The following is a 13,402-nucleotide window of genomic DNA, read 5'->3' on the forward strand; positions in this document are numbered from 1 at the left end:
CAGAATGACTCATTTCCCGATTGGCATTTTCGGGGTGCTGGCGATTTTGGCTATCGCCTTCCTGCTTTCCAGCAATCGCCGGGCCATCCGCCTGCGCGTCGTCGTACCCGCCTTCCTGCTTCAGGCAGGCATGGCGATCATCGTGCTGCGCACCGGCTGGGGTCAGGTGGCGCTGCACGGCATGGCGAGCGGCGTCTCCGCGCTGCTCGGCTATGCCAGCGCGGGCACCCAGCTGCTCTTCGGCAATCTCGCCAAGCCAGAGCTGGGCGGGCAGAGCCTTGCCATAGCCGCGCTGCCGGTGATCATCTTCTTCGCCGCGCTCGTCTCGATCCTCTACCATGTCGGCATCATGCAGCTGGTGGTGCGCTGGATCGGCGGCGCGATCGAGAAGGTGACCGGGGTCAGCAAGGTCGAGTCGCTCTGCGCGGCGGCGAACATCTTCGTGGGCCAGAGCGAGGCGCCGCTGGTGATCCGCCCCTATCTGGCCCGCCTCACCCCCTCGCAGGTATTCGCGGTGATGAGTGTCGGCATGTCGGGCGTCGCGGGCACGATCCTCGCCGCCTATGCCAGCCTGCTCGGCCCGGCGTCGCTGCCCTATCTGCTCGCCGCGTCGTTCATGGCGGCGCCGGGCGGGCTGATGATGGCCAAGATCATCATGCCCGATGAGCCCGCCGTCGTCGATGCGCCGATGTCGGGCGAGGACGAGGTAATCCGCGTCGCCGAAGAGGACTTTCAGGAGGAACGTGCCGCCAACATCATCATGGCGGCCGCCAACGGTGCCTCAACGGGTGTTCGGATCGCGGTAGCGGTCGGCGCGATGGTACTCGCCTTCGTGGCGCTCGTGGCGCTCGCCAACGGGCTGCTCGGCATGGTCGGCGGCTGGTTCGGACATCCCGGCCTCAGCTTCCAGGCGATCATCGGAGCGATCTTCGCGCCGGTGATGTATCTGCTCGGCATCTCCTGGCACGAGTCACTCACCGCCGGCGGCCTGTTCGGCACCAAGGTGGTGCTCAACGAGTTTGTCGGCTTCATCGAGCTGGGCAAGGCGACCGACCTGGCGCCGCGCTCCAAGGCGATCATCACCTTTGCCTTGTGCGGCTTCGCCAATTTCAGCTCGATCGCGATCCAGATGGCGACCACCGGCAGCCTGGCGCCCAACCAGCGCCCGGTGATCGCGCGGCTGGGGATCAAGGCACTGGTCGCGGGGAGCCTGGCAAATCTGATGTCGGCGGCGCTCGCGGGATTGCTGCTGCCGTAACTCCTGGTCCCCCTGCGAAAGCAGGAGCCCTGGGTAGGAGAGCGTGTCGCCCGCGACCCTGGGCCCCTGCGTTCGCAGGGGCATTGTTAGCCGCCGCCGATCCCCTCCACCACCTTGCCGCTGCCGCCGCAGTTGGGGCATTCGCCGCTATCGATCCGGCCCGTGCCGCCGCAGCGACGGCAGACGTCCTCGCCGGTGCCGGGCGTGCCGGGGGCGGCGTCGTCGCCGGGGTTGAGGGGTTCGGCCATGGGTCCTGCTCCTATCCGTCGAGATGTACGGCGAGCCAAACGCTCGGCCGGTCGCGCGCGGTCCATGTCACCCAATGTTTCTGGCCTGCCTGGATCAGCAGATGATCGCCCGGCCCCAGCCGCACCTCGACCGAATCCTGGATGCGGATGCCCGCCGCGCCTTCGAGCAGCACCACCCATTCGTCCCAGTCCTGCACCATTGGCGCATCCTCGGGCGTCGCCTGACCGCGCGAGACGATTCGCTCGATGCGCATGCCCGGGCGCTTGAGCAGATCGTCGAACGCCTCGTCCTCCTTCGCTTCGGGCAGGTCGCGTAGCAGGTTGGCGACCTCGGGCTTGAAGCGCGGCTTGGGCGGGGGTGCAGGCTTGGGCTTCGCCTTTGGCGCCGGCTTGGCCTTGAGCGCACGTTTCGGGCCCGGCGTGGTCTCGACCGACGTACTCCAGTCGCTCCGCATCCCGCCGCGCAGGAAATCGCGGATCGCCTCGGCATCCGCCGTCAGTCCGTCGGACCCAAAGCCGAACACCTCCGCTCCGCCCCCATCCTTCAGCCCGTACAAACCGAAGTCGCCCCCCGCCTTGCGTCGCCGCGACTTGACCAGCTTCAGCCCGCGATGCGTCGCCATCGCCCGCAGCTCGTCGTCCTGTTCCGCCACATGGCCCTCCCTTGGAATCCAGTGCCAAACGCGCCAATAGCCACGCATGCCCCGTTTTCAGTTCACCATCCACGCCACCGACGGCAAGGCGCGTCGCGGCACCATCGCCATGCAGCGCGGCGAGATACGCACTCCCGCCTTCATGCCGGTCGGCACCGCCGCCACCGTCAAGGCCGTGAAGCCGCAGGATGTGCGTGCGTCCGGCGCCGACATCCTGCTCGGCAACACCTATCACCTGATGCTGCGCCCCACCGCCGAGCGCGTTGCGCGGCTGGGGGGCCTGCAAAAGTTCATGGGCTGGGACCGCCCGATCCTCACCGATTCAGGCGGCTATCAGGTGATGAGCCTGTCCGAGCTGACCAAGCGCAGCGAGGAAGGCGTCGCCTTCGCCTCGCACCTTGACGGCTCGCGCCACATGATGAGCCCCGAGCGCTCGATGGAGATCCAGCGGCTGCTCGGCTCCGACATCGTCATGGCGTTCGACGAGCTGGTGCCGACCACCTCGACCCGCGAGGTGCAGGCCAAGGCGATGGAGCGCTCGATGCGCTGGGCAAGGCGCAGCCGCGCCGGCTTCGATTCCGGCGAGGAACATGCCGCCCGCGCCGCCTTGTTCGGCATTCAGCAAGGCGCGCTCGACGAGGGGCTGCGCAAGGCCAGCGCCGATGCACTGAAGGACATCGGCTTCGACGGCTATGCGGTCGGCGGCCTCGCGGTCGGAGAGGGCCAGGAAGCGATGTTCGGCGTGCTCGATTATGCCCCCGGCCAGCTCGACGAAACCAAGCCCCGGTACCTGATGGGCGTCGGCAAGCCCGACGACATTGTCGGCGCGGTCGAGCGCGGCATCGACATGTTCGATTGCGTGTTGCCCACCCGCTCGGGCCGCACCGGCCAGGCGTTCACGCGGGAAGGCCCGATCAACATCCGCAATGCGAAGTTCGCGGAGGACCAGGGTCCGCTCGATCCCGCCTGCGCCTGCCCGGTCTGCACCACCTGGAGCCGCGCCTATATCCACCACCTCGTCCGCGCCGGCGAGATCCTGGGCGCGATGCTGATGACCGAGCACAACCTCTGGTTCTACCAGGCGCTGATGGCCGACCTGCGCGCGGCGATCGAGGAACAGCGGCTCACCGCCTTCGCCAATGATTTCCGCGCGAAGTACCAGGCGGCGAAGGGCTGAGGCCGGCAGCTTTTCCGTGACAGGCGCCGCCCCGCCCCTCTAGGCTCCCGCCAAACGGGAGAGGGGCGGCGCATGCGAGGGTTCGGCATCGGTTTGGCGGCGGTGCTCGCCGTGGCGGCGCCCGCGTACGCCGCGAGCAACCCGGTTGTCGAGAAGCAGCGTCTGATCGTTCTATCGGACATCGAGGCGGAGGCGGACGACAGCCAGTCGCTGATCCGCCTGCTGCTCTACGCCAACGAGATCGACATCGAGGGGCTGATCGCCACCACCTCGATCTGGCGCAAGACCGATCCACAGCCCGAGACGATACGGCGGATCGTCACCGGCTATGGCAAGGTCCAGCCCAACCTGCTGCGCAACGCCCCCGGCTATCCTTCCGCTGCCCAGCTGCTGGCGCTGATCCAGAGCGGCCAGCCCGGCTATGGCATGGGCAGCGTCGGCGCCGGCAAGGACAGCGCCGGGTCCGCGCTGCTGCTTCGCGCGCTCGAACGCCCCGATCCGCGGCCGCTCTGGGTGGCCATATGGGGCGGCGCCAATACGCTGGCAGAGGCACTTTACACGCTGCGCTCCACCCGCAGCCCGGCCGAGGCGGCGCGGCTGGTCGCCAAGCTGCGCGTCTACACCATCTCCGACCAGAACGATTCGGGCGCCTGCCTGCGCCGGGAATTCCAGGACCTCTTCTACATCGTCAGCACCGGGCCCTACAGCAACGGCAGCTGGACCGGCATGAGCACGCCGATCGAAGGGATCGACAACGGCACGGTCTCCAACGACTGGATCGCCCGCAACATCCAGCAGGGGCATGGCCCCCTGGGCGCGCTCTATCCCGACGTCGCCTGGACGATGGAGGGGGACACGCCCTCGTTCCTCAACCTGATCCCCAGCGGGCTCAGCGTGCCCGAGCATCCCGAATGGGGCGGCTGGGGCGGCCGGTACGAGCGCTATGTCCCCCGCCCCTTCCCGCCCGGCGAGACCGTCACCGGCGGAATCCCGCTAGCGCCCGAGACGCGGCCGATCTGGACCAACGCCGACGACGCCTACACGCCGACGGTGCCGACGCTCTATTCGCGCCCGGTCGCCTCGGAGAAGACCTTCCGAGGGCCGCTGGTGACGGTGTGGCGCTGGCGCGAGGCCTATCAGAACGACATGGCCGCGCGCATCGCCTGGACCACCAAGCCGTTCGCCGAGGCCAATCACCCGCCGCTCCCCCGCCTCGCCCATGCCGACCGGCTAACGGTCCATTCGGGCGACTGGATTGCGCTCGATGCATCGCCCAGCAGCGATCCGGACGGCGACAGCCTGTCCTTCCAATGGTTCGCCTATCCGGAGGCGTGCAGCTGGAAGCAACCGGTGCCGATCAACCCTCCCGAGAACCTGTACCGCACCGGTGCCAAGGCGCCGGTGGTGGAGAAGCCGGAGACGGTGCATTTCGTCGTCGCGGTGACCGACAAGGGCACCCCGGCACTCACGCGGTATCGACGAGTCATCGTGACGATCCTGCCGTCAGCGGGCGGCGAAGCTCACGGAAATTAGTGTGCGGATAGAGAGGAGTTTTGGTGGTTAGCTGCCGTTGGTTGGCAACGGACCCGGCTCCGTGATGAGCGCGAAGCGGACCCGGGCGAAGTCGATCTCTGACGTATCCTAGCCGCCTACGGAGTAGCCCTCTAACAGATTCGCGTAGCCGCCTGTGGAGTGGAGGATCATCCCCAGCCCGTATTGAAGACCGTAGACGCCGATGTAGACGTTCTGCCCGAGGGTTTTCGCGCCTTGATTTAATCTGTTTGCGCCGGCGGTCACGTCCAGTTCCGCAAAAAAGCCGCCTCCTGTGTTTTCGCGCGAAAGAACGCTGGAATGCGAAAGCTGCTCCTCGACTATGGCGCGTTGCTCGACGGATTCCTCAAGGATCGCGGTCAAGGCGGTCTGTTCCAAGGGCGTGAACACGGTCATTGCTCCATCATGCGAACGCGAGCGAATGTCCGCAACTGAGGCGCAACCCGTCATACCGCTCCGGTCCGTCGCTGCCGCGTTGGAACGTACCTTCACAAGCCCTTCGGAACGATACGGAATTGAGCCCAGCCCCGCGGCTCCCTAGGTTTCCGCTGCAGAGCCTGCTTTTCGCGGGTTCGCGACGCTGCCGGATCGGAAACCATGGAAGCTGCCTTCTCGATCGACGTCGATGCGTCCCAGAGCCTCGTCCGCATCGTGATGTCCGGCTTTTTCGCGGTGGAGGACATCGTCCGCTTCGTGGCCGCGCGGGACCAGGCGCACCATTTGCTGACCTGCCCGCCCAATGCGCATGTCACTCTGGTCGACATTCGCGGCATGAAGATCCAGTCGCAGGACAGCGTCGAGTCGTTCAAGCACGTACTGAACAATCCCAAATTCGCCTCGCGGCGTATCGCCATCGTCGTTGCCCAGTCGCTGGCGCGGATGCAGATCAAGCGGGCGGCGAGCGACCGCGACGCCTATTATTTCGACAGCATCGAGAGCGCCGAAGCCTGGCTGCTGGCGCCCGATGCCGCGACCGCCGATGCAGCCCTCGAATCGGTGGGCCACGCCTGACACCCCTGCACGAACCGCGCGCGGCAAATTGCGCCGGCCGCATGTCCTGAAGCGCCGTGCGGGCCTATAAGCAAGGCAGGTCCCTTCGTCGACGGAGTTCCCTTGCCGCCCCTCCCGCACCCCGAGCAGCGCCAGCGGATCCTCTTCTATTTGCCGATGGTGACCAACTGGTGGTTCGCCCACATCGTCGAGCCGATGCTCCGGCGGCTGGCCGCGGCGCATGAGGTCCATGTGCTCGCGCCGGCGCCGTGGCGCGGCACCGGCATCGGGGCGGAGGAACTGGCTCGCTGCGCCGATCTGCCGGACGTGCGCTGGTACATCATGGACGGCCCCGACCATCCCAGCACCCGCACCAAGCCCGAGGATGCCGAGGGGCTGATCGGCTTCGTCCGCGATCTCGCCCCCGACGTGGTGCTGTGCCGCACCGCGGATCACGAAACCCCGCGCCACTTTCCGGGTACCGTACGACTGCTGATGGAAGGACGGCTGGAGCCCTTCGCGCCGCCGCCGCGCTGGATCCTGCTCGCCGAGCGCCCGCACGATCATGGCCTGCTCGCAGAGATGTCCCCGGCCGAGCGCGACCAGCTGCGGACGATGCTCGCGCCTGCATGGGACCGACTCCAGTGCACCCTGGCACCCGCGCCGGACGAGCGCGCCGCACTGTTCGCCCGGCTGGGCATTCGCAAGGATCGCCCGCTCCTGCTGCTCCCGCTCGAATGCGAGACCGAGGATAATTTCTTCGCGATGCACCGGCTGGGCACCAAGCCCAATGCCGCGCTGGTCCGCGCGCTCTCCGCCCAGTTGGGCGGCCGCTGCACGCTGGCGGTGACCAACCATCCGCTCAACGACGCACATGTCGATGCCGCGTCGCTGATCGAAGCGGTGGCGGACTGCGACAATGTCGTGCTGCTGCCGCCGCGGATCGGCATGCACCCCGCAACGCTGGCGATGGCCCGCCACGCCGACGGCATGCTGGTCGGCGACTCCAAGACCTTTGCGCTGGCAGCCTTTTTCGGTGTGCCGATGCACCGCGAGTCGCGCTTCGACACCGGCGCGTGGCTGGGCGCCTATGCGGCGCTGGAGCCGTTCGTCGCCGACGTCGCCGCCGGCACCGCGCGGCGCCCCGATCCGCAGACGGCGCGGCTATGGTTCGCCCAATATCTGCTGAACGACGCCTTTGATCCGCTGGCGCCCGAGGACGACCTGCTCGCCCGCCTTGCCCGGCCGTTCGATCCCGATCGCTGGGACGCCGCACTGGCGCGGCTGCAGCGAACGCTGCCGGCGCTGTTCGCCGAGCCCGCTCAGGCGAGCGGGTAAAGCGCGCCCGCGACCCAGCGGAGCTCGGCGCGCAGCACGCCCCAGGCGCGCGCTGCCGCACGGCTGTCCATCGCCTCGATGCCGATGCCGCGCTTCTCCATCGCCTTCACCAGGCCGAGCGGCGGCCGCACCAGCGTGGTGCCGGTGCCGAGCAGGAGAAACTCGGGCAGCGGATCCAGCGCGAAGGCAGCTTCGAGATCCGCCTCGGTCAGTTCCGCCACGGCCGGCGGCGACCAGCCATCGGCACGCTGCGGGGTGATGATCAGCCCGTGATAGACATTCTCGTCGACCCGGAAGCCGCCAGCAGAAAAGCCGGAGATCAGCGGCCCTTCGGCGCTGCGCCGCTCGATCTTCACGTTACGGCCGCTCGCGCGGCGCCACGCGCTCGGCGTTGGTCGCGATCGACTCGCTCTTTTCGGGCTTCACGCCGGGCTTGAGCCCGAGGGTGATCAGCAGCGACGACGAGACATAGATCGACGAATAGGTACCAACCACGATGCCGAGCATCATCGCCGCGGTGAAGCCGCGCAGCACTTCGCCGCCGAAGACCAGCAGCGAGGCGAGCGCGATGAGGATGGTGAGCGAGGTCATCACGGTACGCGGCAACGTCTCGTTGACCGAGAGGTCGATCAGCTCGCTCATCCCCATCTTGCGGTACTTGCGCATGTTTTCGCGGATGCGGTCGTCGATCACCATCTTGTCGTTGATCGAGTAGCCGATGATCGTCAGCACCGCGGCGACGATGTTCAGGTCGAACACCATGCCGGTCACCGCGAAGAAGCCCAGCGTCATCAGCACGTCGTGCAGGATGGCGACCGCGGTCGAAACGCCGAACTGCCATTCGTAGCGCAGCCACGAGAAGATCGCGATGCCGATGATGGCGAGCAGCACGGCGAGCACGCCGTTGCGGATCAGCTCGTTCGACACCTTCCCTGACACGGTGGAGTAGGTGGAGAAGCTCGCCCCCGGGAACCTCGCCTTCACTGCGCTCTTGACCTGCTCAACCATCGTATTGGTCGCGGCGGGATCACTGGAGCGCGGCACGGGCAGGCGAATGGTCACATTGTTCTTGCCCGTACCCTGGATGGTGGCTTCGCCATAACCCAGCGCACTGATCGTCGAGCGCAGTTCATCGGTGGGGGGCACCGTCGTGAACTTCTCTTCGATCGACACACCGCCGACGAAGTCGACGCCGAAGTTGAGGCCGTGCACCGCGACCAGACCGATCGCGGCGACCGTCAGCAGCGCGGTGATCGCGAACGCGATGAACCGGATGCGGACGAAGCCGATATTGGTGTTGTCGGGAACGATCTTGAGGAGCCGCATGTCGGCGCTTCCTTAAATATGGATCTCGCTCGGGCGCTTGCGGCGCAGCCAGAGCGTGACGAGCATGCGCGTGAACACCACGGCGGTGAAGACGGAGCTGGCGATGCCGAACAGCAGCACCACCGCGAACCCGCGGATCGGGCCGGAGCCGAGGACCAGCATGATAAGGCCCGCGATCGCGTGGGTGACGTTGGCCTCAAAGATGGTGCGGCTGGCTTCCTTGTAGCCGAGCTCGACCGCCTGCATCACGCTGCGGCCGCGGCGCCGCTCCTCGCGGATACGCTCGTTGATCAGCACGTTGGCGTCGACCGCGGTACCGATGGTCAGCACGAAGCCGGCGATGCCGGGGAGCGTCAGCGTCGCGCTGATCAGACCCATCAGCGCCAGGATCACCAGCACGTTGATGATCACCGCGATGTTCGCATAGATGCCAAAGCGGCCATAGGTAAGCACCATGAACACCACCACGGCGACGATCGCGATGATCGAGGCAGTGACGCCGGCGCGGATCGAATCGGCGCCAAGCTCGGGGCTGACGGTCGATTCCTGCACGACCTTCAGATTGATCGGCAGCTTGCCCGAGCGCAGCGCGATGGCGAGCTGGTTGGCACTCTCCACGGTGAAGCCGCCCGAGATCGAGGCGCTGCCGCCGAGGATCGGCTCGTTGATGTTCGGGGCCGAGATCACCTTGTTGTCGACGATGATCGCGAAGGGCTTGCCGGTATTTTCCTGGGTAACGCGGCCGAAGCGCTTGGCGCCCGCGCCGTCCAGCTGGAGCGTCACGTCGGGGCGGCCCTGCTGGTCGTAGCTCTGCTTGGCATCGACCAGCATGTCGCCGGTGATCATCGCGGTGCGGTTGACCACGATCGGTGCGCCATTCTCGTACTGGAGCAGCTGCGAGGTGACGGGGATGTCGTTCGACGCGACCTGCTGCGGCGTCACGCTGGTGTCGACCAGCTTGAACTCAAGCTTGGCGGTCTTGCCGAGCAGCGCCTTGAGCTGGCTGGGATCCTGCAGACCGGGCACCTGCACGACGATGCGGTTGCTGCCCTCGCGGATGACGGTCGGCTCGCGGGTGCCGAGCGCATTGATGCGCTTGTCGACCACTTCGCGCGCGTCGTTCATCGCGGTTTCGACCTGCTGCGCCAGACCCGCCTGGGTGGGGGTCAGCACGAAACGGGTCGAATCGACGACCGAGATTTCCCAGTCGCGCTGGCCGGTGGTGCCGACGCCGTTGGTCATCGGCAGCAGCTTCTCGCGCGCCGCATCCACCTTGCCGGGATCGCGGACCATGAAGCTGAGCTTGCCGCCCTGGATCGAGATGTCGCCGATGTCCACGCGCGGATCACGGCGCATCGCCAGGCGGACCTGCTCGCGCATCTGCTCGAGCTTGGTCTGCTGCACGTCGCTGGTATCGCCCTCGAGGAGCAAATACGAGCCGCCGGCGAGATCGAGGCCGAGGTTGATCGCGGGCTTGGGCATCCAGCTTGGCCAGGTGTTGCGGATGCTCTCCGGCACCAGGCTCGGCACCGCGAGCAGGACCATCAGGGCAAGGCCGAGGGTGATCGACCAGACCTTCCAGCGCGGGAAATCCAGCATCAGTCGTTCGCAGGCTTGGCGCCGAACGGGCGCACTTCGGCGAGCGTCGACTTGATTGCGCGGACCTTCACGTTGGGACCGAGCTCGATCTCGACCTCGGTCTCGTCGACGCGGGTGACCTTGCCGATCAGGCCGCCGGCGGTGATCACGGTGTCGTTCTTCTTCACCGAATTCACCGCGTTCTGCAGCGTCTTCATCCGCTTTTGCTGCGGACGGATCATCAGGAAGTAGAAGACGACGAAGATCAGGACGAGCGGCGCTACCGACGCGATCCCGGCCAGAGTGCTACCCTGACCAGCCGCGCCTGCGGCCTGTGCATATGCTGGAGTGGCGAACATGGGTTCCCGAAAAGCCTGAAGTTAGGGACGCGGAATGGCCCCATTCAAGCCGCGGGCGCTACCATGCGCTGGGGTGGGGCGCAACCGTAAGGACCGACCGCTCATTTCCATCCGTGGATGGCGCGCTCGTCAGCTCGCCTCGCGGCTCACCAGCAGCTTGTCGATCTTGCGGCCGTCGAGATCGACGATCTCGAAGCGCCAGCCCTGCTGCTCGAATACCTCGCCCTCGACCGGCAGGTGCTTGAACACCGCAAGCGCAAGGCCCGCGACGGTTGCGTAATCGCGATCCTCGGGCAAATCGATGCCGAGCCGCTCGGCCAGCTGGTCTGCCGGCGTCGCGCCCGCGACGAGCAGCGAGCCGTCCTCGCGCACGACGATATTGGGATTGTCGCCGGGCTCGGCGTCCGAGGCGAACTCGCCGGCGATCGCCGCAAGCAGGTTGGCGGGCGTGACGATGCCTTCGAAATGGCCATATTCATCGTGCACCAGCCCCATCGGCACGTCCGCCTGGCGGAGCGCGGTGAGCGCGTCCATCGCGTCGACCTGATCGGGCAGCACGGGGGCCTTGCGCATCAGCTTGCGCAGATCGAGCGGCTCGCCGCGAAACAGCGCGGCGGCGATGTCGCGCGCCTGGACGACACCGATCACCGCGTCGATCGAGCCTTCCGCCACCGGGAGACGGGTATGCGGCGTCGCAAGAAGTTCCTCGCGGATACCGGCGCCATCCAGGTCTACGTCGAGCCAGTCGACCTGGGTCCGCGGCGTCATCACTTCCCGCACCGGCCGATCGGCGAGGCGGACCACACCCGAAATGATCGAGCGCTCATGCTCCTCGATCACACCGGACTTGCTCGCCTCTGCCACGATCAGGTGCAGCTCCTCGGCGGTGACGCGGTTTTCCGATTCGCGCTTTAGCCTGAGCAGCCGGAAGACCAGCCCGCTCGACGAATCGAGCAGCCAGACGATCGGCGCGGTGCCCCAGGAAAGCCAGCGCATCGGCAACGCGACCGCCGCTGCGATCGGCTCGGGCGAGCGCAGCGCGAACTGTTTGGGCACCAGCTCGCCGATCACCAGCGAGCCATAGGTGGTGAGCCCGATGACCAGCGTGATCCCGAGCGTATGGGCAAGCCCGGCCGAGATGCCGAGCGACTCGATGCGCTGTGCTACCGGCTCGCCCAGGCTGGCGCCGGAATATGCACCCGAGACGATACCGATCAAGGTGATGCCGATTTGCACGGTCGAGAGAAACTTGCCGGGATCCTCGGCGAGCTCGATCGCGGTCTTGGCGCCGCGATTGCCGAGCCGGGCCAGCGCCTCCAGCCGCGCCGGGCGCGCGGAGACGATCGCCAGCTCCGACATCGAGAAAATGCCGTTGATCGCGATCAACACGAAGATGATCGCTACGTCGATCCAGGGAAAAGGTGCGCTCATGGTGCACCGTCCTCATATCCGCAGCGGCGGGCGGTTCACAACCTTTTGCAGTGCGAAAGCGAAATCAGCTCAGCGGCGACGGCGGAAAAAGTCGCGCAGCACCGCGCCGGCCTCGGCCTCGCCGATCCCGGCATAGACCTCCGGGCGATGGTGACAGGTCGGTTGGCCGAACAGCCGGGGCCCATGTTCGACCGCACCGCCCTTGGGGTCGCTCGCACCGTAATAGAGCCGGGCGATTCGGGCATGGGCGATGGCACCGGCGCACATCGCGCAAGGCTCCAGCGTAACCCACAGGTCGCAATCCTCCAGACGATCGCGGCCCAGTGCCTTGGCGGCCGCGCGAATCGCCAGCATCTCGGCATGGGCGGTGGGGTCGCGAAGCGCGCGCGGGGCATTTGCACCCGTGGCGATGACCTCGCCGCGCAATACAACCACCGCTCCCACCGGCACCTCGTCGCGATCGGCCGCAGCCTGGGCGGCGGCAAGCGCCGCACGCATCGGAGGAGGTAAGGGAAACATCGCGCCTGGCTTAGCCGCGATGCTCTGCCCGGTCACGCCCCGCTCAGGCTGCGAGTGGTTCCCGGTGGCGGAAGAGCCGCCACAACGCGTATCCGGCCCCCGGCAGGAACCCGAGCATCGTCAGGCCACAGGCTATCTGGAAAGGACGGTTGGCGCCCTCTTCCAGATAGACCCCTAGCGGCGGCAACAATGCCGCCGCCACGACTCGGCCGGGCGCCTGCGTCACTTCGCCGGCGCCGGCGTCGCTTCGGGCGCCTTCTGTACGTCGATGGTCGGCAGCTTCACCTGCTTGTCCTTCATCTCGACGGTGGGCACGCGCACCGTGCTGTTCGATTCGCCGACGGACACCTTGCCCGTCTCGGCTGCGACCGTCGGCAGCTTGCCGCCGCGGACGTCAACATTGAGAAAGCCCAGCGCGATCAGCACGACGGCGACCAGTACCAGAATTCCCAGCAACCCCAGGATTGCGCGCATCCCAATCTCCTCTTATCGTTTCACCTGCCCAACGCCCCTGCGGCGAGCAGGTTGCGCGCATTCCGCCGTGAATCGGTTGACTGCAACGCGCATCGACGCTAACAGCGCGGCCTTTCCGGCTTACCGCCCAACTCAGGATTTGAAGCGATGTCGCGCATTTGCGAGCTGACCGGCAAGGGCCGGCAGGTGGGACACAATGTTTCCCACGCCAACAACAAGACCAAGCGCACCTTTCTGCCCAACCTGCAGAACGTGACGCTGATTTCGGATTCGCTCGGCAAGAGCATCCGTCTCCGCGTCTCGACGCACGGCCTGCGCTCGGTCGAGCATGTCGGCGGCCTGGACAACTGGCTCCTCAAGAGCAGCGACGACGATCTGTCGCTCCGCGCCCGTCGCCTGAAGCGCGAAGTGCGCAAGGCGACCGCCGGCACCGCCGAAGCGGCCTGATCTCCTTACAGATCAACGGTTTGGCCCGCTACTGCACAGCAGTGGCGGGTTTT

17 protein-coding genes are annotated in these 13,402 nt (G+C 66.8%); 6 read left to right on the forward strand and 11 right to left on the reverse strand.

Annotated features, from left to right (window positions below; all coding sequences use genetic code 11):
* Positions 1–4: 4 nt before the first annotated feature.
* Positions 5–1,258 (forward strand): NupC/NupG family nucleoside CNT transporter, encoded by a 1,254-nt coding sequence (locus RT655_RS08680; protein ID WP_313536152.1) that lies wholly within the window; start codon positions 5–7, stop codon positions 1,256–1,258.
* Between the two features lie 86 nt (positions 1,259–1,344).
* Here RT655_RS08680 and RT655_RS08685 read toward each other — a convergent pair whose 3' ends face one another.
* On the reverse strand, positions 1,345–1,506 hold the full coding sequence (locus tag RT655_RS08685) for a hypothetical protein (RefSeq protein WP_313536153.1): 162 nt from the start codon (positions 1,504–1,506) through the stop codon (positions 1,345–1,347).
* Positions 1,507–1,517: 11 nt separating this feature from the next.
* The gene (locus RT655_RS08690; protein WP_313536154.1) at positions 1,518–2,159 is read right to left on the reverse strand and encodes a cupin domain-containing protein; all 642 of its coding nucleotides are present in this window, start codon (positions 2,157–2,159) and stop codon (positions 1,518–1,520) included.
* Positions 2,160–2,205: 46 nt separating this feature from the next.
* On the opposite strand from RT655_RS08690, the gene tgt reads away from it, so the two are divergent.
* Positions 2,206–3,336: a tRNA guanosine(34) transglycosylase Tgt gene (tgt, locus tag RT655_RS08695; RefSeq protein WP_313536155.1), complete on the forward strand. Its 1,131-nt coding sequence runs from the start codon at positions 2,206–2,208 to the stop codon at positions 3,334–3,336.
* A gap of 72 nt (positions 3,337–3,408) precedes the next feature.
* The gene (locus RT655_RS08700; protein ID WP_313536156.1) at positions 3,409–4,869 is read left to right on the forward strand and encodes a nucleoside hydrolase-like domain-containing protein; all 1,461 of its coding nucleotides are present in this window, start codon (positions 3,409–3,411) and stop codon (positions 4,867–4,869) included.
* Positions 4,870–4,977: 108 nt separating this feature from the next.
* Here the strand turns inward: RT655_RS08700 and RT655_RS08705 are convergent, their stop codons facing one another.
* Positions 4,978–5,283 (reverse strand): hypothetical protein, encoded by a 306-nt coding sequence (locus tag RT655_RS08705; RefSeq protein WP_313536157.1) that lies wholly within the window; start codon positions 5,281–5,283, stop codon positions 4,978–4,980.
* A 201-nt stretch (positions 5,284–5,484) separates the two neighbouring features.
* Here RT655_RS08705 and RT655_RS08710 point away from each other — a divergent pair, with 201 nt between their 5' ends.
* Complete coding sequence (locus RT655_RS08710; protein ID WP_313536158.1) at positions 5,485–5,898, forward strand: hypothetical protein; 414 nt, start codon at positions 5,485–5,487, stop codon at positions 5,896–5,898.
* Positions 5,899–6,000: 102 nt separating this feature from the next.
* Positions 6,001–7,215 (forward strand): hypothetical protein, encoded by a 1,215-nt coding sequence (locus RT655_RS08715; RefSeq protein ID WP_313536159.1) that lies wholly within the window; start codon positions 6,001–6,003, stop codon positions 7,213–7,215.
* On the opposite strand, the gene RT655_RS08720 is transcribed toward RT655_RS08715, so the two are convergent.
* The 8 genes from RT655_RS08720 to RT655_RS08755 all read right to left on the reverse strand — a co-directional run bounded on the left by RT655_RS08720 (position 7,200) and on the right by RT655_RS08755 (position 12,902).
* Positions 7,200–7,571, reverse strand: coding sequence for an Mth938-like domain-containing protein (locus RT655_RS08720; RefSeq protein ID WP_313536160.1), 372 nt, complete (start codon positions 7,569–7,571; stop codon positions 7,200–7,202). The genes RT655_RS08715 and RT655_RS08720 overlap by 16 nt on opposite strands.
* A 1-nt stretch (position 7,572) precedes the next feature.
* A complete protein-coding gene (gene secF, locus RT655_RS08725) occupies positions 7,573–8,541 on the reverse strand; it encodes a protein translocase subunit SecF (protein WP_313536161.1) in 969 nt (322 codons plus the stop codon).
* Positions 8,542–8,553: 12 nt separating this feature from the next.
* On the reverse strand, positions 8,554–10,140 hold the full coding sequence (gene secD, locus RT655_RS08730) for a protein translocase subunit SecD (protein WP_313536163.1): 1,587 nt from the start codon (positions 10,138–10,140) through the stop codon (positions 8,554–8,556).
* Entirely contained in the window at positions 10,140–10,478 is a 339-nt protein-coding gene (yajC, locus tag RT655_RS08735; protein WP_313536164.1) for a preprotein translocase subunit YajC, read from the reverse strand. The genes secD and yajC overlap by 1 nt, the downstream gene beginning before the upstream one ends.
* A 129-nt stretch (positions 10,479–10,607) precedes the next feature.
* A complete protein-coding gene (locus RT655_RS08740) occupies positions 10,608–11,909 on the reverse strand; it encodes a hemolysin family protein (RefSeq protein ID WP_313536166.1) in 1,302 nt (433 codons plus the stop codon).
* A gap of 69 nt (positions 11,910–11,978) precedes the next feature.
* Complete coding sequence (locus RT655_RS08745; protein ID WP_313536167.1) at positions 11,979–12,407, reverse strand: nucleoside deaminase; 429 nt, start codon at positions 12,405–12,407, stop codon at positions 11,979–11,981.
* Between the two features lie 64 nt (positions 12,408–12,471).
* Positions 12,472–12,654: a YqaE/Pmp3 family membrane protein gene (locus RT655_RS08750; protein WP_313536168.1), complete on the reverse strand. Its 183-nt coding sequence runs from the start codon at positions 12,652–12,654 to the stop codon at positions 12,472–12,474.
* Positions 12,651–12,902 (reverse strand): hypothetical protein, encoded by a 252-nt coding sequence (locus RT655_RS08755; RefSeq protein ID WP_313536169.1) that lies wholly within the window; start codon positions 12,900–12,902, stop codon positions 12,651–12,653. Before RT655_RS08755 ends, RT655_RS08750 begins: the two co-directional genes overlap by 4 nt.
* A gap of 147 nt (positions 12,903–13,049) precedes the next feature.
* On the opposite strand from RT655_RS08755, the gene rpmB reads away from it, so the two are divergent.
* On the forward strand, positions 13,050–13,349 hold the full coding sequence (rpmB, locus tag RT655_RS08760; protein WP_093296900.1) for a 50S ribosomal protein L28: 300 nt from the start codon (positions 13,050–13,052) through the stop codon (positions 13,347–13,349).
* Positions 13,350–13,402: the final 53 nt, after the last annotated feature.

The sequence above is a fragment of the Sphingomonas sp. genome, from assembly GCF_032114135.1.
Taxonomy (GTDB): domain Bacteria; phylum Pseudomonadota; class Alphaproteobacteria; order Sphingomonadales; family Sphingomonadaceae; genus Sphingomonas.

Excerpts from the sequence above, each read along its gene's own strand:
- RT655_RS08700 (WP_313536156.1), top strand. The coding sequence starts at position 3,409 with ATGCGAGGGTTCGGCATCGGTTTGGCGGCGGTGCTCGCCGTGGCGGCG.
- tgt (WP_313536155.1), top strand. The coding sequence starts at position 2,206 with ATGCCCCGTTTTCAGTTCACCATCCACGCCACCGACGGCAAGGCGCGT.
- rpmB (WP_093296900.1), top strand. The coding sequence starts at position 13,050 with ATGTCGCGCATTTGCGAGCTGACCGGCAAGGGCCGGCAGGTGGGACAC.
- RT655_RS08755 (WP_313536169.1), bottom strand. The coding sequence starts at position 12,902 with ATGCGCGCAATCCTGGGGTTGCTGGGAATTCTGGTACTGGTCGCCGTC.
- RT655_RS08710 (WP_313536158.1), top strand. The coding sequence starts at position 5,485 with ATGGAAGCTGCCTTCTCGATCGACGTCGATGCGTCCCAGAGCCTCGTC.
- secF (WP_313536161.1), bottom strand. The coding sequence starts at position 8,541 with ATGCGGCTCCTCAAGATCGTTCCCGACAACACCAATATCGGCTTCGTC.
- yajC (WP_313536164.1), bottom strand. The coding sequence starts at position 10,478 with ATGTTCGCCACTCCAGCATATGCACAGGCCGCAGGCGCGGCTGGTCAG.
- secD (WP_313536163.1), bottom strand. The coding sequence starts at position 10,140 with ATGCTGGATTTCCCGCGCTGGAAGGTCTGGTCGATCACCCTCGGCCTT.
- RT655_RS08745 (WP_313536167.1), bottom strand. The coding sequence starts at position 12,407 with ATGCGTGCGGCGCTTGCCGCCGCCCAGGCTGCGGCCGATCGCGACGAG.
- RT655_RS08680 (WP_313536152.1), top strand. The coding sequence starts at position 5 with ATGACTCATTTCCCGATTGGCATTTTCGGGGTGCTGGCGATTTTGGCT.
- RT655_RS08705 (WP_313536157.1), bottom strand. The coding sequence starts at position 5,283 with ATGACCGTGTTCACGCCCTTGGAACAGACCGCCTTGACCGCGATCCTT.
- RT655_RS08740 (WP_313536166.1), bottom strand. The coding sequence starts at position 11,909 with ATGAGCGCACCTTTTCCCTGGATCGACGTAGCGATCATCTTCGTGTTG.
- RT655_RS08685 (WP_313536153.1), bottom strand. The coding sequence starts at position 1,506 with ATGGCCGAACCCCTCAACCCCGGCGACGACGCCGCCCCCGGCACGCCC.